At 64.9% G+C, this 17,585-nt stretch carries 19 protein-coding genes; 7 read left to right on the forward strand and 12 right to left on the reverse strand.

Going from position 1 to position 17,585, the window contains the following annotated elements; translation table 11 throughout:
• Position 1: 1 nt before the first annotated feature.
• Positions 2 to 973 carry a D-2-hydroxyacid dehydrogenase gene (locus EOHIBHHM_RS10415; RefSeq protein WP_497250260.1) on the reverse strand — a complete coding sequence of 324 codons (972 nt, stop codon included), beginning with the start codon at positions 971 to 973 and terminating at the stop codon, positions 2 to 4.
• Positions 974 to 1,109: 136 nt separating this feature from the next.
• Here EOHIBHHM_RS10415 and EOHIBHHM_RS10420 point away from each other — a divergent pair, with 136 nt between their 5' ends.
• Positions 1,110 to 2,387, forward strand: a complete 1,278-nt coding sequence (locus EOHIBHHM_RS10420) for an amidohydrolase (RefSeq protein ID WP_497250262.1) — start codon at positions 1,110 to 1,112, stop codon at positions 2,385 to 2,387.
• Positions 2,384 to 3,628 carry a threonine ammonia-lyase gene (gene ilvA, locus EOHIBHHM_RS10425; RefSeq protein ID WP_497250264.1) on the forward strand — a complete coding sequence of 415 codons (1,245 nt, stop codon included), beginning with the start codon at positions 2,384 to 2,386 and terminating at the stop codon, positions 3,626 to 3,628. The genes EOHIBHHM_RS10420 and ilvA overlap by 4 nt, the downstream gene beginning before the upstream one ends.
• 30 nt (positions 3,629 to 3,658) lie before the next feature.
• On the opposite strand, the gene EOHIBHHM_RS10430 is transcribed toward ilvA, so the two are convergent.
• Together EOHIBHHM_RS10430 and EOHIBHHM_RS10435 are read right to left on the reverse strand one after the other, a co-directional pair.
• The gene (locus EOHIBHHM_RS10430; protein ID WP_497250266.1) at positions 3,659 to 4,237 is read right to left on the reverse strand and encodes an NUDIX domain-containing protein; all 579 of its coding nucleotides are present in this window, start codon (positions 4,235 to 4,237) and stop codon (positions 3,659 to 3,661) included.
• A 129-nt stretch (positions 4,238 to 4,366) separates the two neighbouring features.
• Complete coding sequence (locus tag EOHIBHHM_RS10435) at positions 4,367 to 5,710, reverse strand: aminotransferase class III-fold pyridoxal phosphate-dependent enzyme (RefSeq protein WP_497250268.1); 1,344 nt, start codon at positions 5,708 to 5,710, stop codon at positions 4,367 to 4,369.
• 475 nt (positions 5,711 to 6,185) lie between these two features.
• On the opposite strand from EOHIBHHM_RS10435, the gene EOHIBHHM_RS10440 reads away from it, so the two are divergent.
• Positions 6,186 to 6,347: a hypothetical protein gene (locus EOHIBHHM_RS10440; protein ID WP_497250270.1), complete on the forward strand. Its 162-nt coding sequence runs from the start codon at positions 6,186 to 6,188 to the stop codon at positions 6,345 to 6,347.
• A gap of 7 nt (positions 6,348 to 6,354) precedes the next feature.
• On the opposite strand, the gene EOHIBHHM_RS10445 is transcribed toward EOHIBHHM_RS10440, so the two are convergent.
• The 6 genes from EOHIBHHM_RS10445 to EOHIBHHM_RS10470 all read right to left on the reverse strand — a co-directional run bounded on the left by EOHIBHHM_RS10445 (position 6,355) and on the right by EOHIBHHM_RS10470 (position 13,349).
• The gene (locus EOHIBHHM_RS10445; protein ID WP_497250272.1) at positions 6,355 to 7,797 is read right to left on the reverse strand and encodes a C69 family dipeptidase; all 1,443 of its coding nucleotides are present in this window, start codon (positions 7,795 to 7,797) and stop codon (positions 6,355 to 6,357) included.
• Entirely contained in the window at positions 7,773 to 8,816 is a 1,044-nt protein-coding gene (locus tag EOHIBHHM_RS10450; RefSeq protein ID WP_497250274.1) for a Gfo/Idh/MocA family protein, read from the reverse strand. Before EOHIBHHM_RS10450 ends, EOHIBHHM_RS10445 begins: the two co-directional genes overlap by 25 nt.
• Positions 8,813 to 9,961 (reverse strand): ABC transporter ATP-binding protein, encoded by a 1,149-nt coding sequence (locus tag EOHIBHHM_RS10455; protein ID WP_497250275.1) that lies wholly within the window; start codon positions 9,959 to 9,961, stop codon positions 8,813 to 8,815. Before EOHIBHHM_RS10455 ends, EOHIBHHM_RS10450 begins: the two co-directional genes overlap by 4 nt.
• A gap of 67 nt (positions 9,962 to 10,028) precedes the next feature.
• On the reverse strand, positions 10,029 to 10,898 hold the full coding sequence (locus tag EOHIBHHM_RS10460; protein WP_497250277.1) for a carbohydrate ABC transporter permease: 870 nt from the start codon (positions 10,896 to 10,898) through the stop codon (positions 10,029 to 10,031).
• Position 10,899: 1 nt separating this feature from the next.
• Positions 10,900 to 11,847, reverse strand: coding sequence for a carbohydrate ABC transporter permease (locus EOHIBHHM_RS10465; RefSeq protein ID WP_497250279.1), 948 nt, complete (start codon positions 11,845 to 11,847; stop codon positions 10,900 to 10,902).
• Between the two features lie 86 nt (positions 11,848 to 11,933).
• Positions 11,934 to 13,349 carry a substrate-binding domain-containing protein gene (locus EOHIBHHM_RS10470; protein WP_497250281.1) on the reverse strand — a complete coding sequence of 472 codons (1,416 nt, stop codon included), beginning with the start codon at positions 13,347 to 13,349 and terminating at the stop codon, positions 11,934 to 11,936.
• A gap of 162 nt (positions 13,350 to 13,511) precedes the next feature.
• Between EOHIBHHM_RS10470 and EOHIBHHM_RS10475 the strand changes: the two genes are divergently transcribed.
• Positions 13,512 to 14,609 (forward strand): TrmB family transcriptional regulator, encoded by a 1,098-nt coding sequence (locus EOHIBHHM_RS10475; RefSeq protein WP_497250283.1) that lies wholly within the window; start codon positions 13,512 to 13,514, stop codon positions 14,607 to 14,609.
• Between the two features lie 82 nt (positions 14,610 to 14,691).
• Entirely contained in the window at positions 14,692 to 14,865 is a 174-nt protein-coding gene (locus tag EOHIBHHM_RS10480; protein ID WP_089820570.1) for a XapX domain-containing protein, read from the forward strand.
• 28 nt (positions 14,866 to 14,893) lie between these two features.
• Here the strand turns inward: EOHIBHHM_RS10480 and EOHIBHHM_RS10485 are convergent, their stop codons facing one another.
• From EOHIBHHM_RS10485 to EOHIBHHM_RS10495, 3 genes are all read right to left on the reverse strand, one after another.
• Positions 14,894 to 16,141 carry a S8 family peptidase gene (locus EOHIBHHM_RS10485; protein WP_497250285.1) on the reverse strand — a complete coding sequence of 416 codons (1,248 nt, stop codon included), beginning with the start codon at positions 16,139 to 16,141 and terminating at the stop codon, positions 14,894 to 14,896.
• A 185-nt stretch (positions 16,142 to 16,326) separates the two neighbouring features.
• Entirely contained in the window at positions 16,327 to 16,452 is a 126-nt protein-coding gene (locus EOHIBHHM_RS10490; RefSeq protein ID WP_497250287.1) for a hypothetical protein, read from the reverse strand.
• A 119-nt stretch (positions 16,453 to 16,571) separates the two neighbouring features.
• The gene (locus tag EOHIBHHM_RS10495) at positions 16,572 to 16,901 is read right to left on the reverse strand and encodes a hypothetical protein (RefSeq protein ID WP_497250289.1); all 330 of its coding nucleotides are present in this window, start codon (positions 16,899 to 16,901) and stop codon (positions 16,572 to 16,574) included.
• Between the two features lie 104 nt (positions 16,902 to 17,005).
• Here EOHIBHHM_RS10495 and EOHIBHHM_RS10500 point away from each other — a divergent pair, with 104 nt between their 5' ends.
• The gene (locus tag EOHIBHHM_RS10500; RefSeq protein ID WP_170864675.1) at positions 17,006 to 17,179 is read left to right on the forward strand and encodes a hypothetical protein; all 174 of its coding nucleotides are present in this window, start codon (positions 17,006 to 17,008) and stop codon (positions 17,177 to 17,179) included.
• Positions 17,180 to 17,285: 106 nt separating this feature from the next.
• A complete protein-coding gene (locus tag EOHIBHHM_RS10505) occupies positions 17,286 to 17,414 on the forward strand; it encodes a hypothetical protein (RefSeq protein ID WP_497250291.1) in 129 nt (42 codons plus the stop codon).
• The last annotated feature ends 171 nt before the right edge of the window (positions 17,415 to 17,585 follow it).

Genomic DNA, 17,585 nt, shown 5'->3' on the forward strand with positions numbered 1-17,585 from the left:
GTCAGTTCTGCTCCGGGGCGAGCACTTGGTTCACGAGCTCGTCGCCGGAGCCGAGCCGCTCGACGTTCTCGCCGACGATGTCGGCGAGTCGGTCCCAGTGTTTCGGCGTGTGACCGCCGGTGTGGGGGGTGACGAGACAGTTCTCCAGCCCCCACAGGGGGTGGTCGGCCGGCAGCGGTTCGGGGTCGGTCACGTCGAGGGCGGCCCCGCGGATCTTGTTGGAACGGAGCGCCGAGACGAGCGCGTCGGTGTCGACGATGCCGCCGCGGGCGGTGTTGACGAGGACGCTGTCGGTCGGCATCGTCGCTAGCTCCTCGCTCCCGACGAGCCCTCGCGTGAGGTCGTTGAGCGGGCAGGCGACGACGACGTAGTCGCTCCGGGAGAGCGCCTCGTGGACGTCGTCCTCGTCGAAGCCGAGCACTTCGTCGGTCGGCCCACCTTTCGAGGGGGTGTACCGGATGCCGATCGTCTCGACCTCGAACCCCTGCAGGCGCTGGACGACCGCCTGGCCGATCGAGCCGAGTCCGATCACCGTCACCGTGGAGTCGGTGAACTCGTTCGACTGGAAGTGACGCCACTGCCCCTGCTGTTTGCGTCGCCACCCCTCGTGGAGGCGACGGGTGAAGACGAGCATGTTACCGATGGCCTGCTCGGCGATGCCCGGCGCGTGGATGCCGCCGGCGTTCGTGACGGCGACGCCCCGAGCCTCGAGTTCGTCCATCGGGACGTGGTCCGTCCCGGCGAACGTACAGGCGAACAGTTCGAGCTTCTCCGCCCGCGCCAGCAGGTCCTCGTCGATGGAGTTGCCCGTGACGACGCGGGCGTCCTCGACGAGTTCGCGCTCCTGTTTCGGCGTGCGGGCGAGCGCGACCGTCGCGTCTGGCAGTCGGTCGCGCAGCTGGTCGGCGTACGATTCCATCGACAGTCCTTCCGTCCCCTCTCGGAGGACGACAACGTCGGCGTGCTCACTCATGGTTAGCTCGTACCTGCGTCTGGCGAGACGCGTGTCCGTAGTCTGTGATTGTCACTGTTCAACTTAGTCTTTTTGTGTATTCGACATCAACGAATCCTGTGTACAGTTAAGTGTGTCGAGTGTGAATGTGGCTCATATGTCCGCACCGGTCACAGACCGACTGGTATCGTTACGGCGCGACCTCCACAGACACCCCGAACCCGCGTGGCGGGAGTTCTACACCACTCACCGCCTCGTCGAGGAGATCGAGCGAATCGGCGTCGACGACCTCGCGGTCGGCCCCGAGGCGTACGACCCGGCCGACCGGATGGCCCCACCCGGGGAAGACGACTTGGAACGTTGGGTCGACCGCGCACGCGAGCGCGGGGCCGACGAAGAGCTCTTGGAGACGATGGCCGGGGGGAACACCGGCGTCGTCGCCGTCCTCGAACGCGGCGAGGGTCCGTCGGTCGGCCTCCGCGTCGACATCGACGCGCTGTTCATCGAGGAGTCGACCGACGGGGGTCACCTCCCGGCGGCCGAGGGGTTCCGCTCGGAGTACGGCGAGTCGATGCACGCCTGCGGCCACGACGCCCACATGACGTGGGGGCTCGCCGTGCTCCAGGCGATCAAGGACAGCGACTTTGCAGGGACGTTCACCGTGTTCTTCCAGCCCGCAGAGGAGGTCTCCGGCGGCGGCTGTCCGATGGCGAAGAGCGACTACTGTGCGGACCTCGACTACTTCCTTGCCGCGCACGTCGGCCTCGACCACCCCACCGGCGAGGTCGTCGCTGGCATCGAACGACCGCTGGCGATGTGCCACGTCGACGCGACGTTCGAGGGGACGTCGGCTCACGCGGGGAAGGCTCCAAACGAGGGGGACAACGCGATGCAGGCACTCGGGACGGCTATCCAGAACACCTACGCGATCCCGCGTCACAGCGACGGGATGACGCGAGTCAACATCGGCCGCGCGGAGGGCGGTACCGCGAGCAACGTCGTCGCCGACGAAGTGAACGTCCTCGGCGAGGCACGCGGTGAGACGACGGAACTGATGGAGTACACGAAGGAGAACCTCGTCGACACGCTCCACACCGCCGCGGAGATGCACGGCTGTACGGCCGACGTCGACGTCGTCAGCGAGTCGCCGCGCGCCGACAGCGACCCGGAACTCGTGGACGTCGTCGCCGACGCTGCCCGCGGCGTCGACGGGGTCGAGACGGTGACGCCGACGGCCGACTTCGGCGCGAGCGAGGACGCCACGTTCCTGATGGAGCGCGTCCAAGAGGCGGGTGGCTACGCGGCGTACCTCATCGTCGGGACGGACCATCCGACGAGCCACCACACCTCGACGTTCGACGTCGACGAGCGGAGCCTCTCGATCGGCGTCGACGTGCTGACGAACGCCGTGCTGTCTGTCGGTGGTGAGCGATGAGCGACCCGAGCGCACCGGAGGTCGTCACCGTCGACGACGTGGCGGCCGCCCACGACCGCATCGCCGACGTCGCCCACCGGACGCCGCTCGACGTCTCGACCACCTTCGCCGAGCTGAGCGGCGCGGCGTCGGTCGGCCTCAAACTCGAGAACATGCAGCGAACGGGGTCGTTCAAGATCCGCGGCGCGTACAACACGATGGCGCAACTCCCCGACGACGTGAAGGAGCGCGGCGTCGTCGCCTCCAGCGCCGGCAACCACGCACAGGGCGTCGCGCTCGCGGGCGACCTCCTCGACGTCGACACGACGATCGTCGTCCCGGAGGTGACGCCGGCGGCGAAGATCGAGGCGACGCGGGGCTACGGCGCGGAGGTCGTCGTCGAGGGCGACATCTACGAACGCTCCTACGAGTACGCGCTGGAGCTCGCCGAGGAAGAGGGGCTGGAGTTCGTCCACCCGTTCAACGACGAGGGCGTCATCGCCGGCCAGGGGACGGTGGCCCGCGAACTGCTCGACCAGTTCCCCGAGCTGGACACCGTCCTCGTCTCCATCGGCGGCGGCGGCCTCATCTCCGGTATCGCGACCGTCCTCAAGGAGCACGATCCCTCGATCCGCGTTATCGGCGTCCAGCCGGAGGGTGCCTACCACGCGAAGCCGTCGCTGGAACACGACGAGATCCGCGAACTCCCCGAGATCGACACGGTCGCCGAGGGGATCGCCGACACCCGCCTGCTGGAGAAGACGTTCGCAGTCGTCCGCGAACGCGTCGACGACGTCGTCTCGGTGAGCGACTCGGAGATGAGCGTCGCGCTGACGCTGTTAGCAGAACGGGCGAAGACGGTGGTCGAGACGGCCGGAGCCGCGCCCGTCGCCGCGCTCCTGTCCGGGGCGGTCGACGTCGACGACGAACACGTCGCCGCCGTCGTCTCCGGCGGGAACGTCAACCTCACCGAACACGGCGAACTCGCGCGGGCCGGACTGATGGAACTCGGTCGCTACGCCGACGTCGACGTCGCCGTCGCGGACTGGCCGACCGGCGTCGGAAGCGTGACGACGGCAGTCGAGTCACAGGGTGCCGAACTGGACGTTCTGGAGCGAACGCGTCGGACGGCAGCGGACGAGCCGAACCGAACGCCCGTCAGGCTGGGAATCGAAGGGAGCGGTCCCGACCACCTCCAGTCGGTCGTCGACGCGCTCGAGGCGCTCGACGGCGTGACCGTCACGTCGGGGACGTTAGACTGACCCGACGTCGGGTCGACTCGCCCCGTCGCGTCACTCCTCCGACGGCGACGCGGCCTCCGAGTTGGTTCCCGCTGCGAGCGCAGCCCGAGCGACACCGTGCAACCAGGACAGACTGTCGGAGCCGAACCGCTTCACGTGCGTCTCGGTGAACGAGTGGTCCGACGCGGCGAACTCGGCGGGGCTCCAGAACCGTGCGTCCGTCGCGTCCGACCCCGCTCGGAGCGTCCCCGTGGTCGCCGCGCGCGTCGTCGCGAAGGTGATCGTCACCAACTGCATCCCCTCTACGGGTTCGACCGTCGCGTCGTAGCAGTAGGTGAGCGCCGCGGGGTCGACGGAGAGCCCCGTCTCCTCTTCGAGTTCACGTATCGCGCCCTCCCGGGGCGTCTCGCCGACCTCGAATCGGCCGCTCGGGAGTTTCCAGCCGCCGGGGTCGCGGAAGTCCTCGACGAGGAGGAGACGTCCCCCGTCGACGACGGCGACGCTACCGCCGGGTGTCGGGTTGTGGAAGACGTAGTCGTCACAGGCGTCACAGTGGCTGATCGTCGGCGGGTCGACGGCCGAGAGCGCCGTCCCGCAGTACGGACAGTACTCGGGTGGGAAGTTGACCATGCACACAGTAGCCGTGCGAGAACGATAGTTCTCCGGTCCGGTCCGGTCGGCCGGTTCGAGAGCACGACGTCGGAGACAGGAGAGGAGATCGTCCGCGAGAGAAGAGATCGTCCGTGAGCCGACGAGAGCCTACTGCGCTGCGGCGATCGCGTCGGTGAAGATGCCGACGCCGAGTTCGATCTCGCGTTCCGTAGAATCGAGCGGCGGGAGCAGGCGGATCGTCTTCGCGCCACAGCCGAGCGTGAGCAGCCCGCGTTTGAGCGCCTCCTCGACGACGGCGTCGCGGCGCTCGGGCGTGTCAAACTCGATGGCGAGCATGAGCCCCTTCCCGCGGACGTCCTCGACGTAGTCCGGGGCAGCGTCGCGGACCATCTCCTTGGCCTGTTCGCCACGGGTGGTCGCGTTGTCGAGGAGGTCGTACTCCTCGATAGCTTCCAGCGTGAACACGCCCTGCATCGACGAGAGCAGGTCGCCGCCGCCGAACGTCGATCCCAAACGATTCTTCTCCGACGGGAACAGCTCCGAGCGGGAGATGGTCGCGCCCACGCGGAGCGCCTTCGCGCTGGCGATGATGTCCGGTTCGATCGGGTAGTGGTCCGACGCCCAGATCTCGCCGGTGCGGCCGACGCCCGACTGGATCTCGTCGACGACGAGCGGGATGTCGTACTGCTCTTTGACGTCCTGGACCTCCTGCATGAACTCGGTGCTGGGGAAGCGGTAGCCGCCGACGCCTTGGATCGGTTCGAGGACGATGAACGCGACCTCCTCGGGGTTGATGTGACCGTGCTTCGGATGCAGCATGGTCCGCAGCTGTGAGCCCTCGCCGGCGAAGAATCCACAGTCGCAGCTGTCGGGGCTGCAGCCGCGGTCGTCACAGAACGGCACCATCCGCATCCCGGAGAGCTCAGGATAGTGGCGGGTGTAGACCTCCTTCGAGCGCGTCACCGAGAGCGTCCCGAACGTCCGCCCGTGGAAACTGTCCTGGAAGGCGAAGCCGTACTTCGCCTGTGGGGTGTTGTCGTAGGAGATCTTCATGCTGTTCTCGACCGCCTCGGCCCCGGAGTTCGAGAGGAACACCGTGTCCATCCCGTACTGGCTGGAGACGTCACAGAGCTTCTCCATCAGGTGACTCGACCCGGGGAACTCGCTCTCCTCGGGAGTCTCGCCCGCGCCGAAGTACATGTCCTGCCCGGCGATCTTCATCGGCTCGACGAGGTCGAACTCGCGGAGTTTCCCGAGCACCTTCTCGTTGTTGTAGCCGAGCGGCGCGGCACCGATGTGACAGGTGAAGTCGAGCAGCACGTTGCCGTCGACGTCGGTCACGAACGGTCCGTCGGCCTCACGGGTGATGTCCCAGACGAACTCGTGGGAGTACTCGCTCGGTGCGGCGTGTTTCGTGTGGAACTCGACCCACTCCGTCGCGTTCGGACCGGGGAGAGCCTCTGCTGTCGGCTCGGCGGTGTGCCTGTCCATACACAACAAGTGTGAACACCATACATTAAATCTGATGGTGAGTGTGATTGGCTCCCGAGAGAGACGAACGTCGCACCCGCTGGTGGGACGCGCTCGCGGTGCTGCGGACCGCACCGAACACGGTGATGTGCAACCATCTCTGTCGAACTGCACGCTCCGGCAACTCTCCAACGAAACTGTCTTCGGTGGTGAAGAGCCGTCTCGAGTTCGATTCTCCGATTATTCGTCGCTGACATCACCCACCGACCATCGTGTCCGTTCGAGAGGGTTATCGCCCAGAGAGGCCGCTCGAACGGGGAAAGCGCAACCAGAGGCTGTCGTCTCCGGTCCGAGTCGCGAGAGACGCTCGACGAGAAGTCGTTGGAACCGACACGGACGAACAGCGAGAGTTCTCGCGGTCGAGAGCGGGGAGCCGCGTAGAGTATTGTACGGATCGAACCATAGCGTTCTTGCGTCGGGGGGTCGTAGCGTTTGTATGCTCAGCAACGTCGCCAAGAAGTTCGGCTGCCTGGTCGTCGGTTATCTCGCCGTGTACTCGCTCGTACACTACTATCTGTTCGACTCGTGGCTCGACGTCGACACCGAGTGGGTGAGCCACGCCTGGCAGTTGATGGGACCCTCGGGGACGGACGAGTAGTTCCCGCTTAGGAGACCATTCGGGTGACTCGCTCGACGGCGCGCCGTGCGTCGGCGACGCAGTCGGCCGTAAACGAGGAGAGTAGCGTACGTGCCGCCTCGCGGTCGCCAGTTCGGAGCAGCTCTGTCGCCTCCTGCTCGACGTCGGCGGCCTCCACGACGAACTGCCGTTCTACCTCGTCGAAGACGCTCCGTGCGATCGCGTGGTTCCGTTCGAACGCTCGTCCGTGGTCGTCACCCTTGACCGCCTGCAGCAACCGCATGAACTCCCACCAGTAGGAGCCGTCTCGGTACTCGTCGCGGGCGACCCCGGTCGGCGGTCGCACCGACCGCTCGGCCGTTCCTGCGCGCGAGACGACGTCCGGAACCTCGCCGCCGAGAACGTAGAACGGGACGTAGAGCCCGACACAGGGAGGTATCGGCGTCCACCACGTCGTCGGGACGCCGTCGTCGGTCGGCAGGTCGAAGACGACCGAACTCACGGTGTTCCCCCACGTGAACTCCGCCGGCGACGAGTGCATACAGAGCGTGAGGAAGTCGGGGAGCGCGGCGTTGAACTTCGGCCCGTCCAGAAACGTCTCGTCGTAGTGGTCTCTGAGGAGGCTCTGTAGGTCCTCGCGGGCGACTCCTCCGTCACGTGCGCTCGCTTCGAGCAGTTGTCGCGAGCGTTGGAGTCGGATCCGCGACACCTGCGCGGGGACCTCGGGGTCGGTGTAGGCCGCCGCGAAGTCGAACGGTTCGCGGTCGGCGTCCCACCAGCCGTTGTCGACGGCGTGGCTCACGAGGTCGTCGCTCCCGGCGTCCCAGCGATGACGGATGGTCAACTCGTTCGAGATGGCGGCCGTCCCGCCGCCGACGCGCTTCGCTGCCCAGCGTCGCCCCGCGGTCTCGAGCACCCACGCCTCCGTGGCGTCCGCGACGAGATACGAGTTGTCGTACGCGCCGTCTTCGTGACTCTCGTCGGCGACGGCCGACCCGAACTGGCCGTACGACTCCAGTAACCGGGCGATGACGTCGACCGCGTCTTCGGCAGTTCGGGCGCGTTCGAGTCCCAGTCGGACGAGCTCCATCCCGAGCAGCCCGTCTGCGACGTCCGCCTCGTCGGGACTCTTCCCGTCCGGCAGTTCGTCGAGTCGGGTCGCGAGCTCGCGGGTGAACACGGCCTCGTTGCCGACGGTGACGCCGTGTTCGTTGATCCCGAGTTCGTACCCCCAACACCAGTACGGCGCAGCTCCGAGCGTCGCGTACGTCCGTTCGGCCTGTGGAATCGTCCGATACGTGAGGTCGAGCGTCCCGTTCGACCCGTGGCTCTCACCGTCGTCGTAGACGAGCGGTTGGCACTCGAAGGGGGGGCGGTCGCTGTTCTTGCCGACGAGTGTGCTCCCGGTCTCGGTCACGTCCGAGAGCGCGACGACGTTGTCACAGCTCAGGGGGTAGGCTCTGTCTGGCATTCCTGGTAGAGGTACTCGCTCACGTCGACGGTCGACTGGGTGTCGTACGCCTCGTACGCCGCCTCGGTGAGTGCGACGACCCGCTGACCGAACGATCCGGGGACGGTCGGCGGGTGGTCGCCCCGGACGGCTTCGACGAAGTCGGTGAGCTTCTGCTCGAGGAGATAGTTGAAGTCGATGCCGTCCGGCAGCGGAATCTCCTCGGTCTCTCCGCCGCGTTCGGTGACGGTGAGGCTGTCGCGACTGTAGGTGAGTCGTCCGTTCGTCCCCCAGATGGTGAGCCCTTCGTAGGTGCCGGGATCTTCCGTGCCGTCGGCCGTGACGAGGACGCTCGCCGTCACCGGCCTCCCGTCGCGTTCGAGCGTGAGCGAGAGCGCGCTGTTGACGTCGACGTCGTGGTCGCGGTAGTCCATCGTCGCGGCGACCGACAACGGGGTCGTCTCGGTCGTCCACAGGAGCGTGTCCAAGAGGTGTGACCCCGAGTCGTACAGTTGGCCGCCGCCGGAGAGTGCGGGGGTCGTCCGCCAGGCGTCACCGAACTTCCGGATCCAGTGCTGTCCGAGGAAGCAGTTCGCGGCGTGGATCTCGCCGAGTCGACCGCTGTCGACTATCTCCTTGATCTGCTGGTAGACCGGATGGAAGTGGCGTTGATAGCCGACGACGAGGACGAGTCCTCGCGTCTCGGCCGTTTCGACGAGAGTCTGTGCAGCGTCGACATCAGTAACAAGGGGCTTTTCAAGAAAGACGTGGAGATCGCGCTCCAGACACGCCATCGCCTGCTCGTAGTGGAGCGTATGCGGCGTGACGATGTTGACCGCGTCGAGTTCGTCGCCGTGTTCCGCGAGCATCGTCTCGTACTCCTCGTACGTCGGCGCGTCGAACCGATCCTCGAACGTCTCGCGTCCGGTCTCGGCGATGTCGGCACCGGCGACGAGTTCGACGCCGTCCATCTCGTCGTAGACGTCGAGTTCGTGTAGGCAGAGCTGCCCGAGACCGATGGCGGCGAGTTTGAGGCTCACGCCGCTTCACCTCCCGTCTCCGCGACGGTCGGTATCGTCGCATTGTGTCGCTGACAGTTGACGATCGCCTCGCCGGAGTCGGTGTCGAACAGGTGGATCTTCTCTTCGGGGAATCGGAGCCTGAGTGTACTGCCTTCGTGAACGTCGTACTCGCCGTCGACAGCGGCCGTGATCTCGGTCCCGTCGACGTCCAGATGCAGGAAGTTCTGGTCGCCCATCGGTTCGACGACCTGCACGGTGCCGGTGAAAGAGTGGGGGCTGCTCGACTCGACCACGTCGATATCCTCCGGTCGGATGCCGAGCGTCACCCGGTCGTGGCCACGGACCGCGTCCAGTCGCGGTCCCGAGAGGCCGTAGGTGAGCGACCCGTCTGTCAGGGTGTCGCCCGCAGTCTCGAACGCGAAGAAGTTCATCGAGGGTTCGCCGATGAAGTTCGCGACGAACAGGTTCTCGGGTTCGTAGTAGCACTCCAGCGGCGTACCGACCTGCTGGAGTTCGCCACCGTCGAGCACGGCGATGCGGTCACCCATCGTCATCGCCTCGGTCTGGTCGTGCGTGACGTAGACGGTGGTGACGCCGAGTTCCGACTGCAGCTGCTGGATCTCCGTCCGCATCTGCGTCCGGAGCTTCGCGTCCAGATTGGAGAGCGGTTCGTCCATCAGGAACACCGAGGGCTCGCGGACGATGGCGCGGCCGAGTGCGACGCGCTGTTGTTGCCCACCGGAGAGCTCTTTCGGTTTGTCGTCGAGGAGTTCCGAGATCCCGAGCATCTCGGCGGCGTCCTCGACGCGCTGTGTCCGTTCTGCGGACGACAGGTTCGAGGTCATCTTCAGCCCGAACGCCATGTTCTCCCGCGCCGTCATGTGGGGGTACAGCGCGTAGTTCTGGAACACCATCGCGATGTTTCGTTCCTCGGGGGTCTGTCCGGTGACGTCTTCGCCGTCGAACCGAATCGCCCCCTCCGAGATGGGCTCGAGACCGGCGACGCAGCGCAGCGTCGTGGACTTGCCGCAGCCCGAGGGGCCGACGAGGACGAGGAACTCGCCCTCGCCGAGGTCGATGCTCAACTCGTCGACCGCGACGATTTCGTTGTTCGTTCCGTCCTGATACCGCTTGACGAGGGTGTCGATCGTTAGCTGTGACATGTATCGATAGGGTCGACTGCTGGTTGTCTGTGGTCGATTGGATCGTCGCTGTGCAGTCCGGGTCGGCTCATCCCTTCACCGCCCCCTCGACGAGTCCCTTCACGAAGTACCGCTGGAGACCGACGAACATGACGAGAAGCGGGGCCATCGCGACGACGCTCGCGGCGGCGATGACGCGCCAGTCGGTGCTGTACTGCCCCTGGAAGGAGAACAGACCGATGGAGATGGTGTAGAGACTCGAGTCGCTGAGGACGGTGAACGCCATGACGAACTCCGCCCACGAGAAGACGAAGTTGAAGATGGCGACCACCGCGATACCGGGTGCCATCGACGGCAGGAGCACGTAGACGAGCGTCTGCAGGCGACTACAGCCGTCGACGCGTGCCGCTTCGTCGAGCCCCTGCGGGATCGTGTCGAAGTAGCTCTTGAGCAGCCAGATGGAGAACGGCACCTGCAGCCCGATGTAGAGGAGGATGAGTCCGACGTGGGTGTCGAGCATGTTCAGCGACGCCATCATGTTGTACAGCGGGATGACGATGACGACCGGCGAGATCATCTGAAAGAGGAGCACGCCGAACAGCGCGTATCGCTTGCCGCGGAAGTCGAACCGCGAGAACGCGTACGCCGCCGGCGTCGTGACGAGGACGATACCCGCGACTTCGAGCAACGCGATCTTCAGCGAGTTGAACAGCCACGTCAGCATCTCCGACCGCTGGATCACCTGCACGTAGGGTTCGAGGGTGACGTCTCGCGGGAGGAACTGTACCGGGTAGGTGAGCACCTCGCCCGACTGCCGGAGACTCATCGAGACGACCCACAGCACGGGAAAGAGGAAGAACAGCATCGCGAGCGCGTAGACGGCGTACGTGAGTACCGTGTACGCCGAGAGCTCTTCGGCGACCCCGCCAACCCGCGACTGGAGATCGATCGCACTCATCTCACATCGCCTCCTCGTCGATGAAGACGTGCATGTAGACGGCGGTCATCACGACGTTCACGAGCAGCATCAACACCGCTACCGCCGCCGCCTCTCCGAGGTTGAACCGGGTGAACCCTTCGAAGTACATGAACAGCGCCAGCACCTCGGTGGCGTGGCCCGGCCCGCCGCCCGTGAGACTCATGATCATGTCGAAGGTGTTCAGCGTGTAGATGGTGATGAGCACGAGGTTGATGAACACGACCGGTTTGATCTGCGGGATCGTCACGTACCGGAACCGCTGGAGCGCACCGGCGCCGTCGACGCGGGCGGCGTCGTAGAGATGCGTCGGCACCTGCTGGAGTCCGGCGTAGAGCATGATCATCGAGAACGCGGTGCCCCGCCAGGTGTTCGCCGTGATCGTCGACACCAGCGCCATCTGCGGGTCCGAAAGGAACGCCACGACGTCGAACCCGAGTGTGACGAAGATGTAGTTGACGACGCCGTAGTTGGTCTCGATGAGCATGATCTTCCAGAGGATGCCGATGACGATGCCGGGGATGACCCACGCCGAGAGCACGGCGACACGCGTAGAGACACTCCCGTAGAGTTTCTCCTTGACGCCGTAGTCGATGGCGAGTGCGAGGATCATCCCGAAGACGATCTGGAAGAACACGCTCACGGCGACGAAGACGAGCGTCACCTCCGCCATCGTCCAGAACGACGGCGCAGTGACGACGTCCACGAACGACGAGAGTCCGACGTACTCGTACTCGGGGTCGACGAGACTCATGTTCGTGAAGCTCATCCGCACCGCTTCGACGAGTGGGTAGAGGCGGAACACCAGGAGGAACAGCGCCGCTGGTGCGATCCACCCGAGCGGATGCTGCTGAAGTCTACCGACCACCGCTCGTATCGACGTCACCGTCCCGGCGACGTGGTCTGGAAGCCGCTCGCTGTTCACGGCCATCCGGGATCACCCGCCTCGCGACGTCGGGTCTCGGCGACGGACGCGACCCCGTGACCGTCGGAGCAGTCGAGGAGTGACGCCATCGACTACCCCTCGTACTCCGAGTTGACGTTCCCGATCATCGTGTTCACCGCCTGCTTCGGCGAGGCCTGCCCGGTGATCACTTTCCCGGCGGCCGTCTGCCACTCCGAGGAGATGGTGAGGTAGATGGGGACGCCGGGACGGGCACGACCGTCCTCGAGCAGTTTCTTGAACACCTGCATGTAGGGGTCTTCCGAGAAGTACGACACCTCCTCGAAGACGGACTTCCGCGTCGGGAGGTAGCCACCCTTCTTACAGAACTCGCCCATGTTCTCCTTGTCGGTGAACATGTCGGCGTAGTCGAGGGCGGGCTTGCGGAGATTCTCGTCCTGCTCGAAGATACCGACGGTCCACCCGCCCGTACCGGTGGCACTGGTGTCGGCCTCCATCTGTGGGATCTTCGCCACCTTCCAGTTCTTCCAGTCCTCCTCGCTCTCGACCTGCTGTTTGATGGACGCCATCTGCCAGTTCCCGCCGAGGAACATCGCCGTCTCGCCGTTCAATGCGGCCTTCCGAAGCAGCGCGTAGTCGTTGATGTTGGCGACGCGCTTCGGCGTCACGCCGGAGTCGATCGTCCGCTTGAAGAAGTTGAAGACGTTGAGCAGCGCCTCCTTGTTCTTCGGTTTGTCGAGCACGGGCTTTCCTTGGTCGTCGACGAGATTGCCGCCCTGCGCCCAGAACATCGCGAGGTTGTCGAACGTGGTGGCCTCCCATTTACCACCGTTGTACATGTAGCCGTTCATCCCCTCGTTCTCCGCGATCTTCGTGCCGACTTCGACGAGTTCGTCCCACGTCTCGGGTGGGTTTCCGTCGTTGTGTCTGTCCATCATGTCCTGCCGGTAGTAGAGCGCCCGGCAGTCGGTGTTCTTCCAGACGGCGAGCCACTCGCCGTCCTGCACGACGACGTTCTTGACGAAGGGGAACCAGTCGTCCGGGTTGTCGATGGCGTCGGTGACCGGTTGGAGATGGTCGGTGAAGTTCGGCACCCAGAAGGAGTCCGTCTGCGCCATCGACGGTGCGTTCCCCTTGGCGGCCTGCTGGAGCAGTTTCGTCTTCATCTGCTCTAAGTTCGTCTGGTACTGCAGTTTGATCGCCGTGTCAGGATGGTTCTCCGCCCACGTCTCGAAGAACTTCTCGTAGACCTTCCCGTGTTCGGGGTTGTCCTCCTGTGTGTGTGACGCCGTCGGGAGGAGCCAGTGGGTCAACGTCTGTGATGCATCCTGCCGTCCGATCCGATCCTTCGTCACCAACTCGCCGTTGCCGCCTCCGGACGAGTTCCCACCGGAACCGCCTTCGGAGCCGCCACTCATCGCCCCGGTACAACCGGCGAGTCCACCGAGAAGCGCACTCGCTCCCGTGGCCGCGCCGAGTTTGAGCGTCGAACGCCGCGTCAGTCCGTCGTCGGATTGGTCTGTAACCATCGTTAACACACGTCTACCCCGTCATTCTTATAATATAAAATTCTGGTGGCCGAATTGGTACTAGAGTAGTGAATAGATTGCATCTGAACTGAGTTAGTGAACTACGCCCTCTGGAACTACAGTAGTAACTAATTAACGTCCATCTCCGCTAGAGAGAGTAAGATGGACAAGGAATCAGTCCGCGAGACGCTCCAGGCCGCCGGCTTCACCCAGTACGAGGCAGACGTCTATCTCACGCTCGTCGAACAGGGGTCCGCGTCGGCGACGGAGGTCGCTGAAGCGAGCGGTGTCCCGAAGTCGCGCGTCTACGACACGCTGCGCGACCTCGAAAGCGACGGGCTCATCGAGACGTACAAACAGGACAGCCTTCGCGCACGTGCGCTCGACCCGCAGTCGATCATCGAAGACCTCCGTACTCGCGCCAGTTCGTTCACCGAGACGGCCACCGAACTCGAAGAGTTGTGGGAGGCTCCCGACCTCGGGGAACACGACGTGACGCTCGTCAAGCGACTCGACACCGTCCTCGAGCAGGCTCGACGCTTCATCCGCGAGGCCGAAAACGAGGTCCAACTCGCCGTCACGTCGGAGCAGTACCACGAACTGCGGCCGGTCCTCCACGAGGCGCACAGTCGAGACATCGTCGTCAAGGTCTCGATCTCACCGGAGAACAACAGCGATGGACTCCCGCCCGCCGACCACGACTTCGAGGGCGTCGCAACCGAGGTGAGCTACCGTGAACTCGTGACCCCCTTCGTCGCGCTCGTCGACCGGTCGAAGATCTGTTTCTCGCCACAGCCCGGTTCGGGCTACGAGTTCGGTATCGTCGCCAACAACCGTCCACTCGCGTACGTCTTTCACTGGTACTACCAGACGTCGCTGTGGGACCCGTGGGAGATCGTCTACACGACCCACGGGACCGAACCGCCGATCACCTACGTGAACATCCGACAGGCGATCGTCGACGTCGCACCCCTGTATCACGAGGGTGCAGAGATTAGCGTCACCGTCTCCGGGTTCGACACGTCGACCGGCGAAGAACGCGAAATCTCCGGGACGGTCGTCGATCTGGTCTACACTGGGTCGACCGTCGACAACAAGTACCCCTCGCTCTCGGAGGTGTCCGGCAAAGTCACCATCTTCGTCGACGACGGCGAGGAGATACACAGCATCGGCGGTTGGTACGCACAGGTCGAGGATCTCGAACTCCGGCGACTCACGGTCGAAGCCATCGCGATTCCGGACGACTCGTCGCAGCGCTGACAGCTCGACCGAGACCGACACGGAGCGGTGTCGATGCCTCTCGTAACGCCTTTCAGCACCCGTTTGCTCACTGTGGGTACCGATGGACCTCACGCTCGTTCTTCTCGCGACGTTGACTGGAATGTTGACCGGGGCGGTGTTCAACGCTGCCGGCGTCCCGATCCCCGCTCCGCCGAACTTCGCGGGCGTAATGGGCGTCGTCGGCGTCTTTCTCGGCTATCGACTCGTCGAGTGGGCGTCGGCCGCGCTCCTCTAGGTGACCGTCTCCGAACGCGGCCGTCGCGCTACTCCGAGCCGTCGTTCCCCGTGTCCGGCGTCAGATGGAGTATCGTCTCCGTCGCCGACTGGCTGAGACGGGTCGCCGTGTACTCGCCCGACGCGAACCAGTCGTCCGACAGCGTGAGTCGGTCGCCCGCGTCCGCCTCGGCGACTCGCACGGTCGTCGTCGGCCACTCCCCGTCGCTCTCGTCGGGGTCGGTCGACCGACCGACGGTCGCGGCGTAGTCGACGAGTCCCGCACCGTCCCGTGGTTCGCCTTTGATGTCACGGGCGTGGCGCTCGAAGACGGTCATGATCTCCTTCGGTGACACCGCCCCCTCCCGACTGCGATACTTCGCGACCATCCCCGCGACCTCGGGTGCGGCGAACGACGTTCCGGACGCTTTCACCCACGGTCCCGAGAGCTGTGTCCCCATCGTCGTCCCGGAGGCCTGCGCGAGGCGGTTGTCCTTCCCGATGGCGGCGACATCGGGGTTGTCCCCCTGCGGGTTGTAGGAGGAGAACTCGGCCATCTGCCCGCCCTCGGTGCAGGCGCCGACGCTGAACGCCCGTTCTGCCGTCGCCGGACTGCCGCTCGTATCGCCGGTGTTGCCCGCGGCGACGACGTCGCGGACGCCCTTCTCGACCAGTCTGTCGTGGACACGATCGATCTGGTCGGACGCCTCGCTCGACCCCCACGACATGTTCACCACGTCGTACTCGTCGACGTGTGCGTGGAGCCACTCGTAGGCGCGCATGATGACGTTGGTCTTCGTCTGCCCCTCCGAACCGAAGATGCGCAGCGAGATCAGCTCCGCCTCGGGTGCTAGTCGCGTGGTCTGTCCGAGGACGGCCGTCCCGTGTCCGACGGCGTCGCCGGACCCGCTGCCAGTCACGTCTACCTGGCGGACCGACGTGTCACTGAAGAGCGGGTGACTCGTGTCGACGCCGGAGTCCATCGCGACGACCGTCTGTCCCGAACCGGTCGCTCCGTCCGTCGGGACGTCGTGCAGCTGTCGGACGTCTTCGATAGTCGCGACCGCGGCGTTCGACTCGGTGACGAAGTCGAGTGCGGTCCGGAGGCCGATGTCGTGGTTCGATTCGACGCTTCGGATGCGACGGTCCCAGCGTCGAATCGTCGAGGGCGGGTCCTCACACTCGACGTGGGCGGCCGATCCGACGTCGTCGCCGAAGTGGTACGTCTCGAGGACGGTACAGTCCGTCCCGTACAGGAACTCTGGGCGGCCCGCGGTGAAGATGATCCAGTCGTGCATGGTGTGGGTTCGCAGTCGTTCGGACGAGCGTTCCGGTGTGGTGTGTCTTCACCACACAGTGTTATCAGTCGACACTACTAGGTGGTAAATTGAACGGCCAAACGTGAAGAAAAGCACCCGCTCGCCCGCCCCTCCGACTCCTCACCATCGACGACGGAGGCTGTCGCACGTCGAGCTGGCAGCGGCTAGAGGCTCGGCTCTGCCGGTTCGGGGAGTCGGTCGGCGTCGAAGACGTCGAGTTCGGCGTCGACACGGGCGAGTCCGTCCCGAATCTGACTGAAGTTCGGCTGACCGGTGGTTCGCATACTCATACACTCACCGAGGAGGGACATGAACAATACTATGAACCCAATATAGCCGCTTATAGAAATCCAAAGACGCTCACCGAGCGCACCGATCGGAGTCGGCAGACGAGACGTCGACGTCCGTGCTACTCGAACCCGGCGTCCTCGAAGTGCTCGGCGAGCAGCGTCGTGAGTCTGTCGTCGACGACGGCTTTCGGTTCGGGGTCGAGGTCGTCCAGCCGCTGGAGTCGTGTGCGCGCCGAGCGGAGCAGTTCGCGGTTGAGATTCATCTCTTCGTCGACGATCTGCAGTTCGAGGTCGTCCGGCCGCTCCGGTGGGAACCCGGACGCCGAGAGGAGATAGTGGTCCGCCACGGCGGAGAACCGCTCTGCGTTCGCCTCGCTGCCGACTCTCTCCGCATCGTCGTGAGTGTATGCAGTACCCGTCCACACAGGGTCGTGCATCTCGTAGGCCATTGGGTCACAGTCGGCCCGCCTCGCGTATCCGACTGTGGGCTGTATATTCCTGCACGGACAGCTTCGGCCGCAACACACAGGCGCGTGGGCCGCCGAGTGACTGTATGGCGAGTCGACTCCAACGCGTCGCCCGTGGCATCGACGACATCACCAGAGCCGTCTGGGACGACTCGGGAACGGTGACCAAAGCCGTGATCCTCGTCGTGTTGATCGTGACCGCGCTCGCGATCCCGGTCATCCCCATCGCCGTCGTCGCACGGTACGTCGCCAATCGGTGACAGCGGCGCATCCGACGGTTTCGGACTGTTTCGCACCGTTCACGTCGGTTCAACGGCCGATACGCTGTGCATAGCTTAGTGAACACACCTCGTACGAGCGTGTGTCATGGGTCGAACGCCAACGCAGACCGCTCCCGCAGACCGGGACTACAACAACATCCGCCGAGGACTCACCCGGGTCAACGCGGAGATGACGATCCTCGTCGCCGGTCGATGTCCCGAACCGGCGGAGTGACGGGCCGCGACTCGCCGAGACGGCGATAGGGGTCGCGTCTCTCGACGTTCGACCAGCGTCGAACAGTAGTTTCTTCCGGTTCGACGAGAAACAGTCGATCGTCCATGCGTCTTGCATGGACACCACCGGAATGCCACACTCCACACCCACCGGGTGCCTTGGAGGGCGTTC

The sequence above is a fragment of the Halogranum roseipondis genome (assembly GCF_059695585.1).